Source organism: Streptomyces sp. NPDC021012 (assembly GCF_044333355.1).
GTDB lineage: Bacteria > Actinomycetota > Actinomycetes > Streptomycetales > Streptomycetaceae > Streptomyces.
In genome coordinates this window covers 619,891-641,414 of sequence record NZ_JBIRQU010000004.1, presented here as the reverse complement: position 1 = coordinate 641,414, position 21,524 = coordinate 619,891, and the positions used below count along the sequence as shown (strand labels likewise).

Below are 21,524 nucleotides of genomic sequence, written 5' to 3'. Positions count from 1 at the left end.
ACGCTACCGGCTGGGGGGCTCCCTGCCGAACAGTGGAAACTACCCCAGAGTAGGTCTTTTCCCCGGAGCGCTGCGGTGCATACGGTGCGCCCATGACCATGTACCCCGCTCCTCGCGAGCGACACGAGTCCGAGTTGAGCCTCGCCCAGCTGCGCGGGGACGGCGCTCGGATGGCCCCCCACTGGGTCGCTCCGGTCTCCCCCCGGCCCGTACGGGTCTCCCCCGCGTCGATCCACGGCGTGGTCGTGCCGGCGGCCTCGGCCCGGCTGATCGAGGCCACCGCCGAGTACGGCGGCTGACGGACGGGAACCGTCCGCCCCTCCGCTCCGTCCCATCGGCGTCCGGTCGAGACGAGGGAGCGTTGCGGTGAGCGGTACGGAAAGCGTTCGGAGGCGACGGAACGTCCTCGCCGCCTCGGTGGCGGCGAGTGTGCTGCTCGCCGGGGGCGGTGGCGTCTATCTGGCGGTGGCGGCGACGTCCCAGGGTGCGGCCGCCCCGGCCGCGGTGGCCGACGCGGCCGCCCGGACGGTGCCGTCCCCGCCGCCGCGCCCGGAGAGCGGCAGCGGCGGTGCCGGGATCGCGCCCGGTGAACCGGACCCGGGCGGCGGCCCGCGCGGGACGGTCTACAAAGCCAAGGGCCCCCTCCCCCAAGGGCCCTCCTCGGCCGCGGTCCACCGGCCCGAGGGCCTGGTCACCTCGGCGGAGGTGGCCAGGCTGGCCGAAGCGCTCGGGATCAAGGGCCGGCCCGCGCTGGTCGGGGACGTCTGGACGGTCGGGCCCGAGAAGGACGGCCGGGGACCGCGCCTCGACGTGGCCCGGAAGGCGCCCGGGAACTGGACGTACTCCTGGTACGACGGCGGCCCGGCCGGCGACTCCTGCCTCAAGGGCGCGGCCTGCCCGCCCCCGGGCGAGGTGAAGCCCCCGGTCGCGGGCCGTACGCCGGTGAGCGAGGCGGCGGCGAAGGCGGCGGCCGTCCCCGTCCTGAAGGCGCTCGGCCAGGACGACGCGAAGGTGACCGCGACCCAGGTGATCGACGGCTCGGTGCGGGTGGTCAACGCCGATCCGGTGGTGGCCGGGCTGCCGACCTACGGCTGGTCGACGGGCCTGCACATCGGCCCGGACGGGAAGGCCGTCGGCGGGAGCGGGATGCTCAAGGAGCCGGCGAAGGGCACCACGTACCCCGTGGTCGGGGCGTCGAAGGCGCTCGCCGAGCTGAACGAGGAGTCGAAGGGCACGGGCCCGGTCGGCATCGGCGGCTGCGCGACCGACCCGCCGGCGGGGGCGGGAGTCGACGGGAACGGCAAGGACGAGCCGGTCGCGCCCTGCCGCCCGGACGCGGGCGTGGCGCCGCCGACGGAGGTCCCGGTGACGGCCGCGGTGTTCGGTCTGGCCGCGCGGGACGTGGCCGGCGAGCGGCTGCTCGTACCGGCGTGGCTGTTCACCGCGGACCCGGTGGACGCGGCGCCCTACACGGTGGTGGAGACGGCGGTGGCCCGGGAGTACCTGGCACCGCCGGCGAAGCCCTCGCCGCCGGACCAGGGCACGGCGCCGGCCCGGCAGATCGAGTCGTACCGGACGGCGGAGGACGGCCGGAACCTGACGGTCACCTTCTGGGGCGGGGTGTGCAGCACGTACACCGCCAAGGCCGTGGAGACCCCGGAGAAGGTGACCGTGCGGATCGACGAGAAGGCCGACCCCGGGCGGGTGTGCATCGCGATCGCCAAGGAGATCACGCTGACCGTGACGCTGCAGAGCCCGCTGGGCGACCGGACCGTGGTGGACGCGGCGAGCGGGGAGGCCGTGCCGCGGCGCTGAGCGCGTCGGGCGGGCGCGGGGGCGCGGCCCGGGGGCTTTCGGCCCGCGGGCCCGGGGCGGCCCCGGTACGCGTGAGGGCGGTGACCCCGGGAGATCCCGGGGTCACCGCCCTCACGTGCGTACGGCTTAGCTGAACGAGTCGCCGCAGGCGCAGGAGCCCGTGGCGTTCGGGTTGTCGATGGTGAAGCCCTGCTTCTCGATCGTGTCGACGAAGTCGATCGACGCGCCGCCCAGGTACGGGGCGCTCATGCGGTCGGTGACGACCTTGACGCCGTCGAAGTCCTTCACGACGTCGCCGTCGAGCGAGCGCTCGTCGAAGAACAGCTGGTAACGCAGGCCGGAGCAGCCGCCGGGCTGAACGGCGACGCGCAGGGCCAGGTCCTCGCGGCCTTCCTGGTCGAGGAGGGCCTTGACCTTGGCCGCGGCGGCGTCGGACAGGAGGATGCCGTCGCTGACAGTGGTCTTCTCGTCCGATACGGACATCTGCTTCTCTCCCGGTGTGTACGGAGACTGCTTGCCGACGGTTGCAACCGGCGGTGTCCCGGATTCATTCCGGGCCGAGCGGGTCTTTCTTCTTTCATGCTCGCACACCATGTCCAGGAGTGCGGACGGCGAATTCGTCACATCGACACTATGGCCATCGTCATTCTGACGTGAAGCAGTTATGATAGATAGCGTCATTTCGACGAAAAGCGTTTCCCGAAGACCCCGAAGAAAGGGTGCGTGACGTGACCACCGCCCAGCCCCTGGATGTGCAGCCGACGCCGCTCGCCCTGCTCCTGCTCGGTCGCGAGGCCGACCCGAAGAGCGAGCGCGGTGTGGAGTGTCCCGGCGACCTGCCCTCGCCCTCCGACCCGGACCTCGTGGAGCGCGCCCGCGCCGCCAAGGAGAAGCTCGGGGACAAGGTCTTCGTCCTCGGCCACCACTACCAGCGCGACGAGGTCATCCAGTTCGCCGACGTGACGGGTGACTCCTTCAAGCTCGCGCGCGACGCCGCCGCCAAGCCGGAGGCCGAGTACATCGTCTTCTGCGGCGTCCACTTCATGGCGGAGTCGGCCGACATCCTCACCGGCGACGACCAGAAGGTCGTCCTGCCCGACCTCGCGGCCGGCTGCTCGATGGCCGACATGGCCACCGCCGAGCAGGTCGCCGAGTGCTGGGACGTGCTCACCGAGGCCGGCATCGCCGAGCAGGTCGTGCCCGTCTCGTACATGAACTCCTCGGCCGACATCAAGGCCTTCACCGGCAAGCACGGGGGCACGATCTGCACCTCGTCCAACGCCGAGCGGGCCCTGAACTGGGCCTTCGAGCAGGGCGAGAAGGTGCTGTTCCTGCCGGACCAGCACCTGGGCCGCAACACCGCCGTCCGCGACATGGGCATGTCCCTGGACGACTGCGTGCTCTACAACCCGCACAAGCCGAACGGCGGCCTGACCGTCGAGGAGCTGCGCAACGCCAAGATGATCCTCTGGCGCGGCCACTGCTCGGTGCACGGCCGGTTCTCGCTGGACTCGGTGAACGACGTCCGCGAGCGCATCCCGGGCGTGAACGTGCTCGTCCACCCCGAGTGCCGCCACGAGGTCGTCGCCGCCGCGGACTACGTGGGCTCGACCGAGTACATCATCAACACCCTGGAGGCGGCCCCGGCCGGTTCCAAGTGGGCGATCGGCACGGAGCTGAACCTCGTCCGCCGCCTGGCGAACCGTTTCGCCGACCAGGGCAAGGAGATCGTCTTCCTCGACAAGACGGTCTGCTTCTGCTCGACGATGAACCGCATCGACCTGCCGCACCTGGTGTGGACCCTGGAGTCGCTGGCCGAGGGCAACCTCGTCAACCAGATCCAGGTCGACAAGGAGACCGAGAGCTTCGCCAAGCTCGCCCTGGAGCGGATGCTGGCCCTGCCGTAACGGTTCCTCGTACGGACACACGGAAGGGGCGCCCCGCACACCGCGGGGCGCCCCTTCGGGTCTGTTGTGCCGCCGGCCTTGCGGATCAGACCGCGGCCGGCTCCTTGGCCTGCGGCGGGACCGGGGTGTCGCCGCCCGCCTTCTTCTCCCGCTTCGCCGCCCTCTTCTTCGCGCGGCGCTCCTTGCGGAGCTCCACCATCGCGTAGAGCGTCGGGACGAGGAGCAGGGTCAGCAGCGTCGAGGTGATCAGACCGCCGATCACCACCACGGCCAGCGGCTGGGCGATGAAGCCGCCCTCGCCGGTGACGCCGAGGGCCATCGGCAGCAGGGCGAAGACCGTCGCCAGGGCGGTCATCAGGATCGGGCGGAGCCGGTGCCGGCCGCCCTCGATCACCGCTTCGACGACGCCCAGGCCCTGTGCCCGGTACTGGTTGATCAGGTCGATCAGGACGATCGCGTTGGTGACGACGATGCCGATGAGCATCAGCATGCCGATCATCGCCGGGACGCCCATCGCCGTGCCGGTGGCCACGAGCAGGCCGATCGCTCCGGTCGCCGCGAACGGGATCGAGACCAGCAGGATCAGCGGCTGGACCAGCGACCGGAAGGTCGCGACCAGGAGCATGAAGACGATCGCCACGGCGGCGAGCATCGCCAGGGCCATCTTGCCGGTGGCCTCGGACTGGTCCTGGGAGACGCCGCCGATGGACGCGATGGCGCCCTCGGGCAGGTCGAGCGCGTTGATCTTCGTCTGGAGCTCGGCGCTCACCGCACCGGTGTTGTCCGTGGTCGGCTTGGCCGAGATCGTCGCCGCGCGGGCGCCGTCGATCCGGGTCATGGAGACCGGTCCCGGCACCAGCTCGACGTGCGCGATGTCGCCGAGCCTCACCGGGCCGAGCGGCAGCGCCTTCAGCGCGGCCAGCGTGGTGGCCGGGTGGGCCGAGGTGATCAGGACGTCCCGCTCGGTGTCGTCGAGGATCGCCTTGGCGGCCGGGGTGCCGCGCACCGCCTGGGCGACGACCATGCCGAGGCTGGTGTCGTCGAAGCCGGCGTCGGCCGCCTTCTCGTTGGCCCGGACCGAGATCCGCGGCACCGACTGGGACAGGTCGCTCTGCACGTCGGAGACGTTCTTCAGCTGGGCGACGGCCTGCGTGACCTGCTCGGCCGCCTTCTTCAGGGTCGCCGGGTCGGCGGCCTTGACGACCACGCTGAGGTCCTGGTTGCCGAAGCCGTCACCGGCGGCGACGGTCGTGTCGCCGATGCCGTCGAGCCTGCCGAGCGCCTCGTGCAGGGCGTCCCGGGTCTTCTCGTACGAGGCGGAGTCCTCCAGGGTCACCTGGTACGACGCCTGGTTGGAGCCGGTGCCGCCGCCGAAGGCCGCCATGAAGCCGGAGGAGCCGACGGTGACCTGGTAGTCCTTGACGCCCTTCGTGTCGGCGAGGACCTTCTCGACCTTCTTCGCGGCCTCGTCGGAGGCGGCGAGGCTGGTGCCCGGGGCCAGCTTCTGCTTGACCGTCAGGACCTTCTGCTCTCCCTGGTCGAAGAAGTTGGTCTTCAGGAGCGGCGCCATGCCGAAGGTGCCGAAAAGGACCACGAGGGCGATGACGACGCTGGTGAAGCGGCGCCGGGTGGCGAACCGCAGCACCGGCACGTACGCGCGCTGGAGGCGGCTCTTCGTCTCCTTCTCCTCGGCCAGCCGGCGGGCCTCCTCCGGGTCCGCCGAGGTGCCCTTGGGGGCGCGCAGGAACCAGTACGACAGGACCGGGACGACCGTGAGCGAGACGAGCAGCGAGGCGAGCAGCGCGGCCGTGACGGTGAGGCTGAAGGAGCCGAACAGCTCGCCGATCATGCCGCCGACCAGGCCGATCGGCAGGAAGACGGCGACGGTGGTGAGGGTCGAGGAGGTGACCGCGCCGGCGACCTCCCTGACCGCGGTGATGATCGCGGCCTGCCGCTCCTCGCCGTATCCGAGGTGCCGCTTGATGTTCTCCAGGACCACGATCGAGTCGTCGACGACCCGGCCGATGGCGATGGTGAGGGCGCCGAGCGTCAGCACGTTCAGGGACAGGTCACGGGTCCACAGCACGATCAGGGCGAGGACGACCGAGAGCGGGATGGAGACCGCGGTGACGAGCGTGGAGCGCAGCGAGGCCAGGAAGACCAGGATGACGAGGACGGCCATGACGAGGCCGAGCGCGCCCTCGGTGGTGAGGCCGGAGATCGACTTGGCGACGGCCGGGCCCTGGTCGGAGACCACGGTCAGCTCGGCGCCGGCGCCGAGGTCCTCGCGCAGCTCCGGCAGCTTGTCCTTGACCGCGTCGGAGATGGCGACGGCGCTGCCGTCCTTGTCCATGGTGGCCAGGACGGCGAGGCTGGGCTTGCCGTTGGTACGGGTCAGGGAGACCGGGGTGGCCTCCTCCTGCTTCACGGTGGCGACGTCGCCGAGGCGGACCGCCCTGCCCTTCTCGGGCTTGATCCGCAGGTCCTGGATCTGCTGGAGCGAGGTGTAGCCGCCGCCGACCTGGACGGTGCGGCTCTTGCCGGCCTCGGAGAAGGCGCCGGCGGGCATGGTGCCGCCGCCGTTGCGGATGGCCTCCGCGAGCTTCATCGGGCTCAGGCCGGCCGCGGCGAGCTTGCGGTCGTCCGGGGTGACGGAGACCTGGAGGTCGCGGACGCCGTCGACGGTGACCCGGGCGACGCCGTCGATGTCCTCCAGGGCGGGGACGACGGTCCTGTCCAGCTGGTCGGCGAGCGCCTGCTGGTCCTTGTCGGAGGTGACGGCGAGCACGACGGTCGGGATGTCGTCGGTGGAGCCGGCCACCACCTGCGGGTCGACCGCGTCCGGCAGCTGGGCGCGGGCCCGGTTGACGGCCTGCTGGACGTCGGCGACGAGCTGCTTGGTGCCCTCGTCCCCGTAGTCGAAGCTGGCCATGATGACGGCGCTGCCCTCGGAGGCGGTGGACGTGATGCCCTTGATGCCGTCGACGGCCTTGAGGTTGTTCTCCAGCGGCTGGACGACCTGCTTCTCGACCACATCGGGAGAGGCGCCCTGGTAGGGGGCGAGGATCGAGACCATCGGCAGCTCGATCGAGGGGAACAGCTGCTGCTTCAGCTGCGGGATCGCGATCGCGCCGAACACGATCGCGACGATGGACATCAGCCCGATCAGGGCCCGTTGCGCGAGGCTGAATCTGGACAGCCAGGACATGGGGTCTCTCTTCTGTGGCGTACTCGTCGGCAGGCGGGCACACCGTGGCACCCCCCGCATACACGATCAGCGATCCACGTCCGGAATTCCTCGGCCCCCGGGTCCACTTCCTTATCCCGCGCATACCGCGTCTGGAGTACGCGCCTACTCCACCCGGGGGCGTACGAGACCGGACTCGTAGGCCGTGACCACCAGTTGGGCCCGGTCGCGGGCGCCGAGCTTGGCCATGGTCCGGTTGACGTGCGTCTTCACGGTGAGCGGGCTGACGTCCAGCCGCTCGGCGATCTCGTCGTTGGAGAGGCCGCCCGCGACGAGGACGAGGACCTCCCGCTCCCGGGCGGTGAGCGCGGCGAGCCGCTCGGTGCGGACGGCGACGCCCGGGTCCGGGGCGTCCGCGCCGGGGCCCTGCGCGAGGAAGCTGGCGATCAGCCCCTTGGTGGCGGCCGGGGAGAGCAGCGCCTCGCCGGCGTGCGCGATCCGGATCGCGCCGAGGAGCTCCTCCGGCTCGGCCCCCTTGCCGAGGAAGCCCGAGGCGCCGGCGCGCAGCGACTGCACGACGTACTCGTCGACCTCGAACGTGGTCAGCATGACGATCCGCACGTCGCCGAGCTCGGGATCGGCGGTGATCATCCGGGTCGCGGCGAGGCCGTCGGTGCCCGGCATGCGGATGTCCATCAGGACGACGTCGGGCCGGGTGGCGCGGGCCAGCGCGACCGCCTCGGCGCCGTCGGGCGCCTCCCCGACGACCTCCATGTCCGGCTCGGACTCCACCAGGACCTTGAAGGCGCTGCGGAGCAGGGCCTGGTCGTCGGCGAGCAGTACGCGGATGGTCATGCGCGGTCCTCCCCCGTGCGGGACGTCACCGGCAGTATCGCCTGGACGCGGAAGCCGCCGCCGTAGCGGGGCGCCGCGGTGAGGGTGCCGCCGAGCGCGCCGACCCGCTCGCGCATCCCCAGCAGCCCGTGGCCGCCGACGGGGGGCTGCTCGACGGCCTGCGGCGGGACGGTCCGGGGGGTGCCGTTGTCGAGGACGGTGATCTCGACCGTACGGCCCACCCGGACGACGCTCACCTCGGCCGCCGCGTCCGGACCCGCGTGCTTGCGCACGTTGGTCAGGGCCTCCTGCACGATCCGGTACGCGGCGAGGTCGACGGTCGCCGGGAGCGCCAGGCCCTCGTCGGCGCGGGCCAGGGAGACCGGGAGCCCGGCCTTGCGGAAGCTGTCGAGCAGCCCGTCGAGGACGGCGAGGCCCGGGGCGGGCTCGGTGGGGGCCTCCGGGTCGCCGGACTGGCGCAGCAGGCCGACGGTGGCGCGCAGCTCGTCCAGGGCGGAGCGGCTGGCCTCGCGGACGTGCGCGAGGGCCTCCTTCGCCTGGTCGGGGCGCTTGTCCATGACGTGGGCGGCGACCCCGGCCTGCACGTTCACCAGGGCGATGTGGTGCGCGACGACGTCGTGGAGGTCGCGGGCGATCCGCAGCCGCTCCTCGGCGACCCGCCGCCCGGCCTCCTCCTCGCGGGTCCGCTCGGCGCGCTCGGCCCGCTCCCGGATCGCGTCGACGAACGCCCTGCGGCTGCGGACGGCGTCTCCGGCCGCCGCCGCCATCCCGGTCCAGGCGAAGACGCCGAGGTTCTCCTGCGCGTACCAGGGGGTCGGCCCGAAGGCCATGGCGGCGGCCGTGAGCACCGCCATCGTGGCGAGACCGACCCGCCAGGTGGTGGGGCGGTCGGTGCGGGCGGCGACCGTGTAGAGCGCGATGACGGCGCTCATCGCGATCGGGGCGGGCCGGTTGTCGTCGATGAGCTCGAACAGGGTGATCGCGACGGTGAACGCGAGCACCGCGAAGGGCTTGCGCCGGCGGCACACCAGCGCGGCGGCCCCGACGATCATGACGACCACGCCCCAGGCACTGGGCGCCCTGTCCCCGAACGTCGGCCCGTCCGGGCTGCCGTGCGGGTCGGTGAACGACCCGGCGACCATCGCGACGAGCGCGCCGACGGCGATCACGGCGTCGAAGGCGAGCGGATGCGCGCGGAACCAGTCACGCGCGGGGGCGTAGGGGGTGCCGGTGGCGGGGCCGGGTGGAGTCACGGGGACAACGGTACGGCGCACCCCCGTGCGGACCGCCGCACCCGGCGGCGGCCCACAGCCTCGTCAGCCGGGGATCAGGCCGTCGTCGGAGAGCATCTCCCGGACCTCCTCCAGGCTCGCGTCGGGAGCCGGGAGGATCAGTTCCGAGGGTTCCAGGGCGTCGTCGGGAAGGGGCGAGCCGAGGCGGCGGACGGCGTCGAGGAGGGCGCCCAGCGTGCGCCGGAAGCCTTCCTCGTTCCCCGCTTCCATCTCTTCGAGCAGCTCGTCGTCCAGCTTGTTCAGCCCGACGAAGTGGCTGTCGGCCAGCTCCAGCTGGCCCTCCCCCATGATCCGTACGATCATGACGCGTCCTGTCTTTCGCCGAGGCCTCTCGAAGCTACTTCTCGAAGCGCGGGTGGGACTGCTGCTGGCCCTGGTTCTGGTTCGTACCGGAGCCGCCCTCGATGGCCTGCTGCTGCGCCGAGGGGCCCCCGGCCAGCTCGGCCTTCATCCGCTGGAGCTCCAGCTCGACGTCCGTACCGCCGGAGAGCCGGTCCAGCTCCGCCTGGATGTCGTCCTTGGCCAGGCCCGACTGGTCGTCGAGCGCGCCCGAGGCGAGCAGCTCGTCGATCGCGCCGGCGCGCGCCTGGAGCTGGGCGGTCTTGTCCTCGGCCCGCTGGATCGCCAGGCCGACGTCGCTCATCTCCTCCGAGATGCCGGAGAAGGACTCGGCGATCCGGGTCTGCGCCTGGGCCGCCGTGTAGGTCGCCTTGATGGTCTCCTTCTTGGTGCGGAAGGCGTCCACCTTGGCCTGCAGGCGCTGGGCGGCGAGGGTGAGCTTCTCCTCCTCGCCCTGCAGCGTCTGGTGCTGCACCTCCAGGTCGCTGACCTGCTGCTGGAGCGCGGCCCGGCGGGACAGCGCCTCGCGCGCCAGGTCCTCGCGGCCGAGGGCGAGGGCCTTGCGGCCCTGGTCCTCCAGCTTGGCGGACTGGCCCTGCAGCTGGTTCAGCTGGAGTTCGAGCCGCTTGCGGGAGGTGGCGACGTCGGCGACGCCCCGCCGCACCTTCTGCAGCAGCTCCAGCTGCTTCTGGTAGGAGTAATCGAGCGTCTCGCGCGGATCCTCGGCCCGGTCAAGGGCCTTGTTCGCCTTCGCGCGGAAGATCATCCCCATACGCTTCATGACACCGCTCATGGGCTTCGCGCGCCCCCTTCTGACGGACTCGGCTCCAGCTCTTCGACAGGATCCACAGTACGGTCCCTGTCTCCATTACCGCACTGTTCGGAGCGGGATGCGCTCCTCCCCAAGGACGACTGTGCGCGGCATCCGCTCCCGCCCAGGGAGTAGATCGACCTCGGGGAGACCCCCGTGCCGTCCCGTGTACGTACCGCCCAAGACGCAGTCCGTTAGCGGATCGTTCCCGCCCAGCATGGGGTTCATGCCCGCCACCCCGTACCCTTGGGTTTTGTGTTCCGTAGCCGTTCGAAGGACGAGAAGGCCCCCACCGACAAGGTGACGGCGGACCTCTCCACCAAGCAGCCCCGCGACCCCGAGGCCCCCAAGGGCCGCCCGACTCCGAAGCGGAGCGAGGCGCAGACCCAGCGCCGTCGTGCCGCGACGGTGCCGACCGACCGCAAGGAGGCCGCCAAGCGCCAGCGCGAGGCACGCCGCTCGGACCTGGCCCGGCAGCGCGAGGCGCTGGCCAACGGCGACGAGCGCTACCTGCCCGCCCGCGACAAGGGTCCGGTCCGCCGCTTCGTGCGCGACTTCGTCGACTCGCGGTTCGCGATCGCCGAGTTCTTCCTGCCGATGGCCGTGGTGATCCTCGTGCTGTCGGTGTTCGGAAACTCCAACAGGTCGCTGCAGAACATCTCCCTGCTGCTCTGGCTCGGTGTGATCGTCCTGATCGTCATCGACTCGATCGGCATCTGGATCCGTCTGCGCAAGCAGCTCAACACGCGCTTCCCGAACGAGCCGAAGCGCGGCGCCATCGCCTACGGCCTGATGCGCACGCTCCAGATGCGCCGACTGCGTCTGCCGAAGCCGCAGGTCAAGCGCGGAGAGCGGCCCTGAGCGCCGACAGCTCGGAGTTCGACGGGCGCGCGTTCGGCGAGGCCACGTCGGAGTCGGGTGGCCCCGTGCTGCCCGTCGTCGCCCACTGGCCCGCCGGTCCCGGCGGGCTGCGCGACACCATCCGGCAGGAGATCGTCGCCCGTCAGCTCGACGAGCAGATAGCCGGCCGCTACCCGGTGGGGCAGCGGCTGCGGATCCTCGACGCGGGCATGGGGCAGGGCACCCAGGCCCTGCGGCTCGCCCGCGCCGGGCACACCGTGACCGGCCTGGAGGCCGATCCGGACCTGCTGAAGGCGGCCCGTGAGTCGCTGGCGACGGAGCCCGCCGGGATCCGCGAGCGGGTCCGGATGATCGAGGGCGACGGACGCGAGACCGGGGTGCACTTCCTGCCCGGCAGCTTCGACGTGGTCCTCTGCCACGGCGTCCTCATGTACGCGGACGAGCCCGACGCGCTGCTCGCCGGCCTGGCCCGGATGCTGGCCCCCGGCGGCCTGCTGTCCCTGGTGGTGCGGAACGCGGAGGCCCTGTCCATGCGGCCGGGGCTCGCCGGGGACTGGTCGGGCGCGCTCGCCGCCTTCGACTCGGACGTCTACACCGACGACAACGGCGTGAAGGTGCGGGCCGACCGGATCGACGCGCTCACGGCGACGCTCGCGGGGATCGCGGCGCCGCTGCACGCCTGGTACGGGGTGCGGGTCTTCACCGACGACGTCCCCGCCGACGCGGGCCTGCCCGCCGCCGAGGAACTCGACCGGCTCCTCGCGGCCGAGGACCGCGCGGGCCGCACGGATCCGTACCGGCGGATCGCGGCGCTGCTGCACCTGTGCGGGGTACGGGGGTAGGGGCGTGGTCGCGCACCCCTGATCGGGTGCGCTCGCCGGGCCGGGGGCAGGGCGGAATCGGATACTCCGGACATGGACGTCTTCCGTGCCCATGCTCGTGCCCGTGCCCGTCGTGTCCTCCTCCCCCTCGCCGCCGGGGCCTGCGCCGTCGCACTGGTCGGCGGTTGTTCCTCCGCCGGGGGCGCGGCCGCCCCGGAGCGCTCCACCCAGACGCCGGTGCCGCACGTCTCCAACGAGCTCCAGGACGACTACCAGACCGTCATCAAGAACGTCCTGCCGTCGGTCGTCCAGATCGAGGCGTCGAACAGCCTCGGCTCCGGGGTCGTCTACGACGACAAGGGGCACATCGTCACCAACGCGCACGTGGTCGGCCAGGAGAAGAGCTTCAAGGTCACGGCGGCGACCGGCGGGCAGTCCGTGACGGCACGGCTCGTCTCCTCGTACCCCGAGCAGGACCTCGCCGTGCTCAAGCTGGACATCGTGCCGAAGGGGCTGAAGGCCGCGAGGTTCGGCGACTCCGCCGAGGTCGACATGGGGCAGATCGTGCTCGCGATGGGCTCCCCCCTCGGCCTGTCCGGCAGCGTCACCCAGGGCATCGTCTCCGCGACCGGCCGCACGGTCAGCGAGGGGCGGGACGGCGGCGGCACGGGCGCGACCATCGCGAACATGGTCCAGACGTCGGCCGCGATCAACCCGGGCAACAGCGGTGGCGCCCTCGTGAACCTCGACAGCGAGGTCATCGGCATCCCGACGCTCGCCGCGACCGACCCCGAACTCGGCGGCGGCTCGGCGCCCGGCATCGGCTTCGCGATCCCCGCGTCGATGGTGCGGACGGTCGCGGACCAGATCATCAAGAACGGCAAGGTGACGGACTCGGGCCGGGCGGCCCTCAACATCACCGGCCGTACGGTCCTCGACGACAACTACGAGCCGGCGGGCGTCGCGATCGTCGAGGCGCCGGCGGACGGGGCGGCGGGGAAGGCGGGCCTGAAGCCGGGCGACGTGATCACCCGGCTCGGCGAGACCGAGATCACGACGATCACCTCGCTGTCGGAGGCGCTGGCGGCGATGCGGCCGGGGGACGAGGTGACGGTGGAGTACATCCGGGGCGGCTCGACCCACAAGGCCCAGGTCACGCTGGGCGAACTGTAGCGGCGGGGGGGGGGGGGGCCGGGCCCCCCCCCCCCCCCGGGGCCCCCCCCCCCCCCGCCCCCGGGCCCGGGGCGGGTATCGTGGGCCCCAGCACCCAGACCGTCACGAGGGGGGGGCGCGCGCGGCGGCGCCCCCCCCCCCCCCCCCCGCCCCCCCCCCCGGGGGGGGGGGGGGGGGGGGGGGGGGGTGTTTGGCCGGGGGGGGCGCCCCCCCCCCCCCCGCCCCGGGCCCGGGGGGGCCCCGGGGGGGGGGGGGGGGGGGGGGCCCCGCCCCCCCCCCGCCGCCGGGGCCTCAGCCCTCCGCGTCCAGCGGCATCGGGCCGTAGATCTTCGTCCCGTCCTCCGACAGCGTCACCTGGTCGGCGCCGCCGCTGAGGAGGTCACGCCAGTGCTCGCCGATCCAGCTCTCGGCGTCGCCCTGGGTGGGGAACTCCTCGGGGGTCACGACGGGCTCGACCTCGGTGCCGTCGGACTTCTCGAACCGCCACGTCCATGCCATGCAAGCCTCCTGGAGCTCACCGGATGATCGGTTTCCTGCCCGCAGCGTAGCCGGGCGCGCACGCCTCGCGGTGGCGCGGGAGGATCTGAGGGTGGAACTGACTCTGCTCGGCACCGGCGCCCCGCTCGGGCTCCCCCGCCCCGACTGCCCCTGCGCCGTGTGCGCGCTCTCCCGTGGGAAGCGCGCGAGGGCCGCGACCTCGCTGCTCGTGGACGGGGCCCTGTTGCTCGATCTGACCCCGGGGGCCGCGCTCGCGGCGGCCCGGTCGGGGCACTCCTTGGTGGGAGTGCGGCAGGTGCTGCTGACGCATCCGCACGACGGGCCGGCGGTGGAGGTGCCCGCGGGGCTGCCGACCGCCGTGCGGGTGCCGGACGGGCGGGAGTTGACGCTGATCAGCGGGCACCGGGTGCGGGCGGTGTCGATGGACTCCCCCGGGACGGGGTACGAGGTGGTCTCGGCCGACGGGGAGCGGCTGCTGTACCTGCCGCCCGGGGGCGCGCCCGCGGGGATCGGGGACGAGCACCGCGCGCCGTACGACATGGTCGTCGCCGATGTCACCGGGCGGCCGGACGGGCTGGCCCGGCTGCGGGCGGCCGGGGCGGTGGGCCCGGCCACCGAGGTGATCGCGGTGCACCTGGACCACGACGCGCCGACGGGCGCCGAGCTGGACCGGCGGCTCGCGGCGGCGGGGGCGCGGGCGGTGCCGGACGGGACGACGCTGTACATCGGCGAGTACCACGAGGTGCCGGAGGTGCCCCGGCGGACGCTGGTGACGGGCGGGGCCCGGTCGGGGAAGTCGGTGGAGGCGGAGCGGCGTCTGGAGACCTTCCCCGAGGTGCTGTACGTGGCGACGGGCGGGACGCGGGAGGGCGATCCGGAGTGGGCCGAGCGGGTGGGGCTGCACCGGGAGCGGCGGCCGGGTTCGTGGCGTACGGCCGAGACGTGCGAGCTGGTGCCGCTGCTCGCGGAGGACGGTCCGGCGCTGCTGGTCGACTGCCTGTCGCTGTGGCTGACGGACGCCATGGACCGGGTGGGCGCCTGGGACGACGAGCGGTGGCGGGACGGCGGGCAGGCGGCGCTGCGGGAGCGGACGGCGGAGCTGGTGGCGGCGGTGCGGGCGACGCGCCGTACGGTCGTGGCGGTGACGAACGAGGTGGGCTCGGGGGTGGTGCCGGCCACGGCGGCGGGGCGGCGCTTCCGGGACGAGCTGGGTCGGCTGAACGCGGCCTTCGCGGACGAGTGCGAGGAGGTCGTCCTCGTGGTCGCGGGGCAGGCGCTGGTGCTGCGCGGGTAGGGTTCCGATCGCTGATGGACCTCGCTGACGTGATCACTGGGCGGAACCCTTGAACCTGGATGACTTCTCCGATCTGATCGAGCGCCCCGACGGCGGGATACGGCGTGACGCCGAGGAGCGCCGGGAGCGGCTGACCGTGCCGCCGGGGGCGCTGGGCCGGCTCGACGAGCTGGGCGAGTGGCTGTCCGCGGCGCAGGGCTCGGTCAAGGTGCGGGCGATCGGGCAGCCGAAGGTCGTGCTGTTCGCGGGCGACCACGGGGTGGCCTCGCTCGACGTGTCGGGCCGGGTGGCGGGCACGGCGCACGAGCTGGTGCGCGCGGTGCTCGACGGGGTGAGCCCGGTGGCCGTGCTCGCCCGCTCGATGGACGTGCCGGTGCGGGTCGTGGACGCCGGTCTGGACTGCGAGCCGGAGCTGCTGCCCGCCGAGGTGGTACGGCACCGGGTGCGGCGCGGCAGCGGCCGGATCGACGTGGAGGACGCGCTGACGGTCGAGGAGACCGAGGCGGCGGTCCGGCTCGGCATCGCGATCGCCGACGAGGAGGCGGACTCGGGCACCGATCTGGTGGTGCTCGGGGATCTGAGCGTCGGCGGCACGACCCCGGCGTCGACGCTGGTCGCGGCGCTGTGCGGGACGGACGCCTCGGTGGTGACCGGTCGGGGCGGGGCCGGGATCGACGATCTGGCGTGGATGCGCAAGTGCGCGGCGATCCGGGACGCGCTGCGGCGGGCCCGGCCGGTCCTGGGCGATCAGCTGGAGCTGCTCGCGGCGGTCGGCGGGGCGGACCTGGCGGCGATGACCGGTTTCCTGCTCCAGGCCTCGGTGCGGCGGATGCCGGTGATCCTGGACGGTGTGGTGGGCGCGGCCTGCGCGCTCGTGGCGCAGCGGGCGGCGTTCCGGGCGCCGGACTGGTGGCTGGCGGGTCAGGTGAGCGGGGAGCCGGCGCAGGCGAAGGCGCTGGACCGGATGGCGCTCAACCCTCTGCTCGATCACGGCGTCCATGTGGGTGAGGGAACCGGGGCATTGCTCGCACTTCCCCTCGTCCAGGCCGCGGCGGCGTTCGCGGCGGAGCTGCCCGAGCGTCCGGATCCGACCGTTCCGGGCGTCGACGGCGCCGACACGGCCTGAGCCCGAGGGAACGGAACGACCGACTCCGGGGCGGTCGCGCGCGACGCGCGCGTGGCCGCCTCCGGCGTCTCCGTACGACAAGCACCGACCCATATGATCGCTTTTCATGGGAGAAGTCCGTTTGTCTGCCGAAGCAGCGCCCCGGAGCGCCACCCCCCGGGGCAGCACCGCCCGTTCGCGGCGGAGTGCCGCGTTCGCCGTCTGGTACCTGCGCGTCGTCACGTTCGTCAATTTCCTGAGCGCCGTCTGGGTGTCGTTCGGGCAGGACCTGCGCCGCCACAACGAGGACAACTACTTCACCCCGTACCTGCTCACCGCGGGCTTCGCCTCCGGGGTCTTCACCCTCGTCCTGGCGATCACCATGCGGCGCCGCAAGCGGGCCGCGTGGATCCTGAACTTCGTGCTCAGCGGGCTCTTCCTGCTGCTCTTCGCCCTCGTGATGTTCTTCCCGGAGATCCGGCAGCACGCCCAGAACTGGATCTCGCTGGCCCTCACCGCCCTGTTCGTGCTCGCGCTGCTGCTCGGCCGCAAGGAGTTCTACGCGAAGGGCGACCGCTCCAACCCGAAGCTGGCGGCGGCGGTGGCGGTCGGCGGACTGCTCGTCACCTCGCTGCTCGCCGCCGTGCTGGTGACCGTCACCAACGAGTCCACCGGGCACTCCACCTTCCTGGACCGCTGGAAGTACGGCCTGCTGCGCCTGGTCACGCTGGCCTCGGACGACTCCGGCTTCCCCGGGATCCACCCGCCCGGCTGGGTCGACGTCACCATCAACGTGATGTCCACGCTGCTGCTCTTCGCGGTGCTCTTCGCCGCCTTCCGCTCCCGGCGGGCCGTCGACCCGCTGACCGAGGAGGACGAGGAGCGGCTGCGGGCCCTGCTCGACAAGCAGGGCGAGCGCGACTCGCTGGGCTACTTCGCGCTGCGCCGCGAGAAGAGCGTGGTGTGGTCGCCGAGCGAGAAGGCGGCCATCGCCTACCGGGTGGTCGGCGGGGTCTCGCTCGCCTCCGGGGACCCGATCGGCGACCCCGAGGCCTGGCCGGGCGCCATCGAGCCCTGGCTCGCCGAGGCCCGCGAGCACGGCTGGATCCCGGCGGTGATGGGCGCGAGCGAGGAGGCCGGGGTCATCTACGCCCGGCACGGCCTGGACGCCCTGGAGCTGGGTGACGAGGCGATCGTGGAGACCGACGAGTTCACGCTCGACGGGCGGGCCATGCGGACGGTCCGGCAGGCCTACAACCGGGTGAAGCGGGCCGGGTACGAGGTGCGGATCCGGCGCCACGAGGACATCCCCGCCGAGGAGATGGCCGAACTCCTACGCAAGGCGGACGACTGGCGGGACGGCGCCACCGAGCGCGGCTTCTCGATGGCCCTGGGCCGGCTCGGCGACCCCCGGGACGGCAGGTGCGTGATGCTGGAGTGCACCGACGAGCGGGGCGAGCTGCGGGCGGTGCTGTCCTTCGTCCCCTGGGGGCCGCAGGGGCTCTCGCTGGATCTGATGCGCCGCGACCGGGACTCCGAGAACGGCCTGATGGAGTTCATGGTCATCGAACTCCTCCAGCGCGCCAAGGAGATCGGGATCACGCAGGTCTCGCTCAACTTCGCGATGTTCAGGTCGGTCTTCGAACGTGGCTCGAAGCTCGGGGCGGGGCCCGTGCTGCGCATGTGGCGTTCACTGCTCAGCTTCTTCTCCCGCTGGTGGCAGATCGAGTCGCTGTACCGCGCCAACGCCAAGTACCGACCGATCTGGGAGCCCCGATTCATGCTCTTCGAGAAAAGTGCGGACCTGCTGCGGATCGGCCTCGCCGCCGGCCGGGCCGAGGGCTTCCTGGAGGCCCCCGGGCTGCCGAAGTGGATGCACCGCAGACATCTGGAGAGCAGCCGTTGATCCGCTCCGTCCGGGAGTTCGCCCGCCGCGAGTGGGGGCCGCTGTTCACCACCGTGCGGACGGCGCTCGTCACGAGGAAGTGGCGTGCGGTGCCGATGACGCTGGCCGCCGTCTGCCTCACCTCCCTGTTCCAGGTCGTGCAGAACCAGGACTGGGGCTACCAGCCGGTCCAGGACATCGGTTCCGTACGGGCCGAGGACCCGCTGTGGCTGGCGCTGCTCCGCACCCCGCTCTCGCTGTTCGTCCCCGCGCTCGACCTGCCCGTGTGGGGGGCCCTCGCGCAGGTCCTGCTGGTGTTCGGCATCGCCGAGATCTGCCTCGGGCGGGGACGGACGCTCGCCGTCGCCTATCTGGCGACGCTGGCCGGCACGCTCTACGCGCGCGTGGGCATCGCGCTCGGCCCGGACAGCCCCTTCGGACTGCCCGCCTCCGACGCCCAGGTCGTCGACACCGGCCCGTCGGCGGCCGTGGTGGGCCTCGCGGTCTACGTCTGCTGGCGCTACCGGGCGTACTGGACCGGCGGGCTCGTGGTCGTGGCGATGGCCGTCGAGGTCGTGATCAAGGCGAACCTGGCGGGCAAGGAGCACATCGCGGCCATCGCCGCCGTCCTCGTCCTGATCGCGGTCCAGGTCCTGCGCGGGCGCCGTCAGGCCGGCGGTGTCGGGCCGCGCCCGGGAACCCGCTCCTGGAAGCCGCCGATCAGGTCCTGAAAGCGGCGCCGGACCTTGGTCCAGCGCCTGTCGTGGCGGTACGTGCGGAGCCGGGAGCGGGCCCTGGCCCGGTGGCGGCGGCGGTAGAAGCGCTTGGACCACCAGGAGCCGGGGCGGGCCAGCCGGACGGCGCCGACGATCGCCACGAACGGGACCAGGGTCCCGAAGACGGCCATCCGGAGCTTCCCCTTCACCAGGGTGACCAGGACGAGGAGGAAGTTCAGCGCCAGGGTCAGGAGGAAGGTGGCCCGGTCCTGGCGTTCGTCGGTGGTCATGTCGTTGACGCCGAGCGGTGAGAAACCGCTGAGCGCGAGCCCCACCAGGGCCGTGGTGAGCACGACCACCTCGACGCTCTTGCGGCCGTCCTCCGACCAGTACACGTCGTCGAGGTGGAGGATGAGCGCGAACTCGTCCAGGACGAGCCCCGCGCCGATCCCGAAGACGACCGCGAACACGGCCCCGCCGACGCCGTGCCGGTCGCTGCCCACCGCGCCGAAACCGCCCAGGACGGTGAGGACCACGCCGGGCACGACGTGATGGATGTGGAGGCCTCCGGAGGAGACGTTCCGGAAGGGCCCCTTCCCCGCCCGGATGAGCCGGGTGACGGTGCGGGTGACCAGGAATGTCAGGACGAAGGAGGTCAGAGCGAGCAGCGTCGGGAGCTTGCCCGGCTCGACGATGTTCCTGGAGAACCAGTGACCCATGCCACCCCGATCCGATATGAGCGGTATGCGCAATCTACCGTCCGGGGGCGGCGATTACCCTGCCCGGATGGACGGCCTGCGTTTCGCCTTCGGGACCCTCACCGTGTTCCCCGCCCGCATCACCCGCTGGGACCGGGACGCGGCGCGCGCCGGGATGCTCTGCGCCCCGCTCGCGGGTCTGGTCGTCGGGCTCTGCTCCGCCGCGGCCGGCGGTCTCCTCCTGCTGCTCGGCTCGGGACCGCTGCTCGCGGCCGTCGCCACCACCGCCGTCCCCGCCCTGCTCACCCGGGGCCTGCACCTCGACGGCCTCGCGGACACCGCCGACGGCCTCGGCAGCGCCAAGCCGGCCGAGGACGCGCTGCGCATCATGAAGCAGTCGGACATCGGCCCGTTCGGCGTCATCTCCCTGGTCCTCGTCCTGCTCGCCCAGGTCGCCGCGCTGTACGAGCTGTACGGGGAGGGCTGGGCGCGGGGCGTCCTCGGCGCCGCCCTCGCCGCGACCGTGGCCCGCCTCGCCCTCACCCACGCGTCCCGCCAGGGCGTCCCGGCGGCCCGCCCGGAGGGCCTCGGCGCGATCGTCGCGGCGACCGTCCCGACCCGCTCCGCCACCTGCGCGACCGCCGCCGTCCTGACCCTCTGCGCCGCGGCGGGCCTCCTCCTCTCCCCCTACGACGCCGTCCACGGCGTCCTGGCCGCCGGCGCGGGCCTCGGTGCGGCGGCGCTGCTGCTCCGCCGCTGCGTGCGGCGCTTCGGCGGGGTGACGGGCGACGTGTTCGGCGCGCTGGAGGAGACGGCGGCGACGGTGGCCCTGGTCGCGCTGACGCTGGGCTGACAGGGCTCGCGCCAGGCGTCCAGCGCGTACCTCTTCCGCATGGAGCTCAGGTTCAGCTTCCGGGCCCGGGGGCAGAACTGCTCCGTCGTCAGCTCGTACTCGACGTGGAAGACCGCCTTGCCGGCCGCCGTGAACGGGGCGAGGCGGCCGCACTCGTCGTACTCCGCGCACTGCTCGTTGACCGCGAAGTCGAAGTCCGGGAGCAGTTCCGGGATCTGGTCCAGGTCGTTCTTGAGGCCGACCGCGAGGCCCCGGTCGTGGGCCAGGCCGGCGATGAGCCGGTTGTAGCGGAGCTGGTCGGCGGCGGTGAGCGGGAAGCCGGTGCGGTTCTCGTAGCCGTCCATGTTGTCGGGCTCGACGGCGTCGAAGCCCTTGTCCCGGCACATGTCGAGGCGCTTCGCCATGAGCGGCCCCAGGAGGTCGGTGCGGCGGATGTCGAGCCAGCGCTCGCCGTCCCAGCCGTTGCCCTTGCCGAGGAGGGCCTTCGGGAAGTCGTCGGCGTCGGGGCGGAAGTCCTCCCAGGCGCCGGTGGACAGGTAGCAGACGACCTTGCGGCCGCGGCGGTGGAGGTCGGCGACGGTCGTGGCCGGGTGGTCGAAGCCGTCGATGTCGTACACGGGGACGTCGACGGCCGGGTCGAGGCGGCCGCTGAGCTGCCACTGCCAGGCGAGGCCGGGGGCCGGCCGCCAGCGGCCGCCGGTCTTCCCGGAGTCCGGTCCGGGGGCCGCCGTACAGGCCGTGGCGAGGAGCAGCACCGCCACGAGCAGGGGCAGCGGGGAGCGTCTCATCGGGCGGGCTCCAGGAGGTGCGGAAGGGTGCCCCAGGGGTGCGCGCCCGTGCCGGGGACGGCGCAGTGCACCGGGGTGTCCGGCCGGAAGCCCTCGGGGGCCGCGTAGACGAGGTGGCAGTAGTGGGCGGCGACCGGCAGGTCCAGGGTCCGGTAGGTGTCCCAGGGGCCCTCGAAGGTGACGAGCAGGTCGGCCTGGGCCTCGTAGCCGGGGTCCGGGTGGGCGCCGTGGTTGAAGACGAGGGTCGCGGCCCCGGCGGCCCGGGCGGCGACCGCGATGCGGCGGTAGTGGGCGAGGGCGGCGGGCGCGGTCGCCACCTGGTCCAGGAAGGCGCCGTCGGCGCCGTACCAGTCGCGGTGGCGGACCAGTTCGGCGACGACCTCGGCGTGCGGGCGGCGGGCGTAGGCGGTGTCCACGTAGCCGAGGACCCGGACCCCGGCCGCCCGCAGCCGCCCGGCGGCCTCGGTGAACGCCGGGTCGGGTGCGGCTCCGGCGCCGCTCGCCGGGTTGAGGACGACGCCGTACAGGGAGGGCGCCGCGTCGACGAGCGCCGACCAGGCCTCGGGGCGCTCGGCCGGGTGCTCGTAGTACGGCACCAGGAGGGAAGGGTTGGTCGTCATGACACC

General features: G+C 72.9%; 20 protein-coding genes and 1 pseudogene. 11 read left to right on the top strand and 10 right to left on the bottom strand.

Annotated features, from left to right (window positions below):
* The first annotated feature begins 92 nt into the window (after window positions 1–92).
* Together ACH4TP_RS17130 and ACH4TP_RS17125 are read left to right on the top strand one after the other, a co-directional pair.
* A complete protein-coding gene (locus ACH4TP_RS17130; RefSeq protein ID WP_389229874.1) occupies window positions 93–299 on the top strand; it encodes a hypothetical protein in 207 nt (68 codons plus the stop codon).
* A 67-nt stretch (window positions 300–366) separates the two neighbouring features.
* On the top strand, window positions 367–1,815 hold the full coding sequence (locus tag ACH4TP_RS17125; RefSeq protein ID WP_398438420.1) for a hypothetical protein: 1,449 nt from the start codon (window positions 367–369) through the stop codon (window positions 1,813–1,815).
* 126 nt (window positions 1,816–1,941) lie between these two features.
* Here the strand turns inward: ACH4TP_RS17125 and ACH4TP_RS17120 are convergent, their stop codons facing one another.
* A complete protein-coding gene (locus ACH4TP_RS17120; RefSeq protein WP_015033024.1) occupies window positions 1,942–2,298 on the bottom strand; it encodes an iron-sulfur cluster assembly accessory protein in 357 nt (118 codons plus the stop codon).
* A gap of 245 nt (window positions 2,299–2,543) precedes the next feature.
* On the opposite strand from ACH4TP_RS17120, the gene nadA reads away from it, so the two are divergent.
* On the top strand, window positions 2,544–3,722 hold the full coding sequence (gene nadA / locus ACH4TP_RS17115; RefSeq protein WP_389229868.1) for a quinolinate synthase NadA: 1,179 nt from the start codon (window positions 2,544–2,546) through the stop codon (window positions 3,720–3,722).
* A gap of 85 nt (window positions 3,723–3,807) precedes the next feature.
* Here nadA and ACH4TP_RS17110 read toward each other — a convergent pair whose 3' ends face one another.
* From ACH4TP_RS17110 to ACH4TP_RS17090, 5 genes are all read right to left on the bottom strand, one after another.
* Window positions 3,808–6,930 carry an efflux RND transporter permease subunit gene (locus ACH4TP_RS17110; protein ID WP_398438418.1) on the bottom strand — a complete coding sequence of 1,041 codons (3,123 nt, stop codon included), beginning with the start codon at window positions 6,928–6,930 and terminating at the stop codon, window positions 3,808–3,810.
* A gap of 144 nt (window positions 6,931–7,074) precedes the next feature.
* Window positions 7,075–7,764 carry a response regulator gene (locus ACH4TP_RS17105; protein WP_398438416.1) on the bottom strand — a complete coding sequence of 230 codons (690 nt, stop codon included), beginning with the start codon at window positions 7,762–7,764 and terminating at the stop codon, window positions 7,075–7,077.
* Window positions 7,761–9,017, bottom strand: coding sequence for a sensor histidine kinase (locus tag ACH4TP_RS17100; RefSeq protein WP_398438414.1), 1,257 nt, complete (start codon window positions 9,015–9,017; stop codon window positions 7,761–7,763). Before ACH4TP_RS17100 ends, ACH4TP_RS17105 begins: the two co-directional genes overlap by 4 nt.
* Window positions 9,018–9,080: 63 nt before the next feature.
* Entirely contained in the window at window positions 9,081–9,359 is a 279-nt protein-coding gene (locus ACH4TP_RS17095; protein ID WP_398438412.1) for a hypothetical protein, read from the bottom strand.
* 34 nt (window positions 9,360–9,393) lie between these two features.
* The gene (locus ACH4TP_RS17090) at window positions 9,394–10,188 is read right to left on the bottom strand and encodes a PspA/IM30 family protein (protein WP_041128852.1); all 795 of its coding nucleotides are present in this window, start codon (window positions 10,186–10,188) and stop codon (window positions 9,394–9,396) included.
* Window positions 10,189–10,461: 273 nt separating this feature from the next.
* Between ACH4TP_RS17090 and ACH4TP_RS17085 the strand changes: the two genes are divergently transcribed.
* The 3 genes from ACH4TP_RS17085 (at window position 10,462) to ACH4TP_RS17075 (ending at window position 13,061) form a co-directional block, all read left to right on the top strand.
* Window positions 10,462–11,067 (top strand): DUF3043 domain-containing protein, encoded by a 606-nt coding sequence (locus ACH4TP_RS17085; RefSeq protein WP_389229854.1) that lies wholly within the window; start codon window positions 10,462–10,464, stop codon window positions 11,065–11,067.
* A gap of 65 nt (window positions 11,068–11,132) precedes the next feature.
* Window positions 11,133–11,909, top strand: coding sequence for a class I SAM-dependent methyltransferase (locus ACH4TP_RS17080; RefSeq protein ID WP_389229851.1), 777 nt, complete (start codon window positions 11,133–11,135; stop codon window positions 11,907–11,909).
* A 72-nt stretch (window positions 11,910–11,981) separates the two neighbouring features.
* Complete coding sequence (locus tag ACH4TP_RS17075) at window positions 11,982–13,061, top strand: S1C family serine protease (protein ID WP_389229848.1); 1,080 nt, start codon at window positions 11,982–11,984, stop codon at window positions 13,059–13,061.
* A 291-nt stretch (window positions 13,062–13,352) separates the two neighbouring features.
* On the opposite strand, the gene ACH4TP_RS17070 is transcribed toward ACH4TP_RS17075, so the two are convergent.
* On the bottom strand, window positions 13,353–13,559 hold the full coding sequence (locus tag ACH4TP_RS17070; protein ID WP_389229846.1) for a hypothetical protein: 207 nt from the start codon (window positions 13,557–13,559) through the stop codon (window positions 13,353–13,355).
* Window positions 13,560–13,650: 91 nt separating this feature from the next.
* Here ACH4TP_RS17070 and ACH4TP_RS17065 point away from each other — a divergent pair, with 91 nt between their 5' ends.
* From ACH4TP_RS17065 to ACH4TP_RS17050, 4 genes are all read left to right on the top strand, one after another.
* Window positions 13,651–14,853 carry a bifunctional adenosylcobinamide kinase/adenosylcobinamide-phosphate guanylyltransferase gene (locus tag ACH4TP_RS17065; protein ID WP_398438409.1) on the top strand — a complete coding sequence of 401 codons (1,203 nt, stop codon included), beginning with the start codon at window positions 13,651–13,653 and terminating at the stop codon, window positions 14,851–14,853.
* A gap of 49 nt (window positions 14,854–14,902) precedes the next feature.
* Window positions 14,903–15,979: a nicotinate-nucleotide--dimethylbenzimidazole phosphoribosyltransferase gene (gene cobT, locus ACH4TP_RS17060; protein WP_398438407.1), complete on the top strand. Its 1,077-nt coding sequence runs from the start codon at window positions 14,903–14,905 to the stop codon at window positions 15,977–15,979.
* Between the two features lie 106 nt (window positions 15,980–16,085).
* Entirely contained in the window at window positions 16,086–17,864 is a 1,779-nt protein-coding gene (locus tag ACH4TP_RS17055; protein ID WP_389229837.1) for a phosphatidylglycerol lysyltransferase domain-containing protein, read from the top strand.
* Complete coding sequence (locus ACH4TP_RS17050; protein ID WP_389229834.1) at window positions 17,861–18,574, top strand: hypothetical protein; 714 nt, start codon at window positions 17,861–17,863, stop codon at window positions 18,572–18,574. Before ACH4TP_RS17055 ends, ACH4TP_RS17050 begins: the two co-directional genes overlap by 4 nt.
* Here the strand turns inward: ACH4TP_RS17050 and ACH4TP_RS17045 are convergent.
* Entirely contained in the window at window positions 18,511–19,278 is a 768-nt protein-coding gene (locus tag ACH4TP_RS17045) for a hypothetical protein (protein WP_398438405.1), read from the bottom strand. The two genes, ACH4TP_RS17050 and ACH4TP_RS17045, sit on opposite strands and share 64 nt — an antisense overlap.
* A 67-nt stretch (window positions 19,279–19,345) precedes the next feature.
* On the opposite strand from ACH4TP_RS17045, the gene ACH4TP_RS17040 reads away from it, so the two are divergent.
* Complete coding sequence (locus ACH4TP_RS17040; protein WP_398177776.1) at window positions 19,346–20,110, top strand: adenosylcobinamide-GDP ribazoletransferase; 765 nt, start codon at window positions 19,346–19,348, stop codon at window positions 20,108–20,110.
* Here ACH4TP_RS17040 and ACH4TP_RS17035 read toward each other — a convergent pair.
* Window positions 20,110–20,898: pseudogene (locus tag ACH4TP_RS17035) on the bottom strand (endo alpha-1,4 polygalactosaminidase); the annotation flags it as partial. The gene ACH4TP_RS17040 and the pseudogene ACH4TP_RS17035 overlap by 1 nt on opposite strands.
* On the bottom strand, window positions 20,895–21,518 hold the full coding sequence (locus ACH4TP_RS17030; RefSeq protein WP_389229825.1) for a spherulation-specific family 4 protein: 624 nt from the start codon (window positions 21,516–21,518) through the stop codon (window positions 20,895–20,897). The gene ACH4TP_RS17030 and the pseudogene ACH4TP_RS17035, both read right to left, overlap by 4 nt.
* Between the last annotated feature and the right edge of the window lie 6 nt (window positions 21,519–21,524).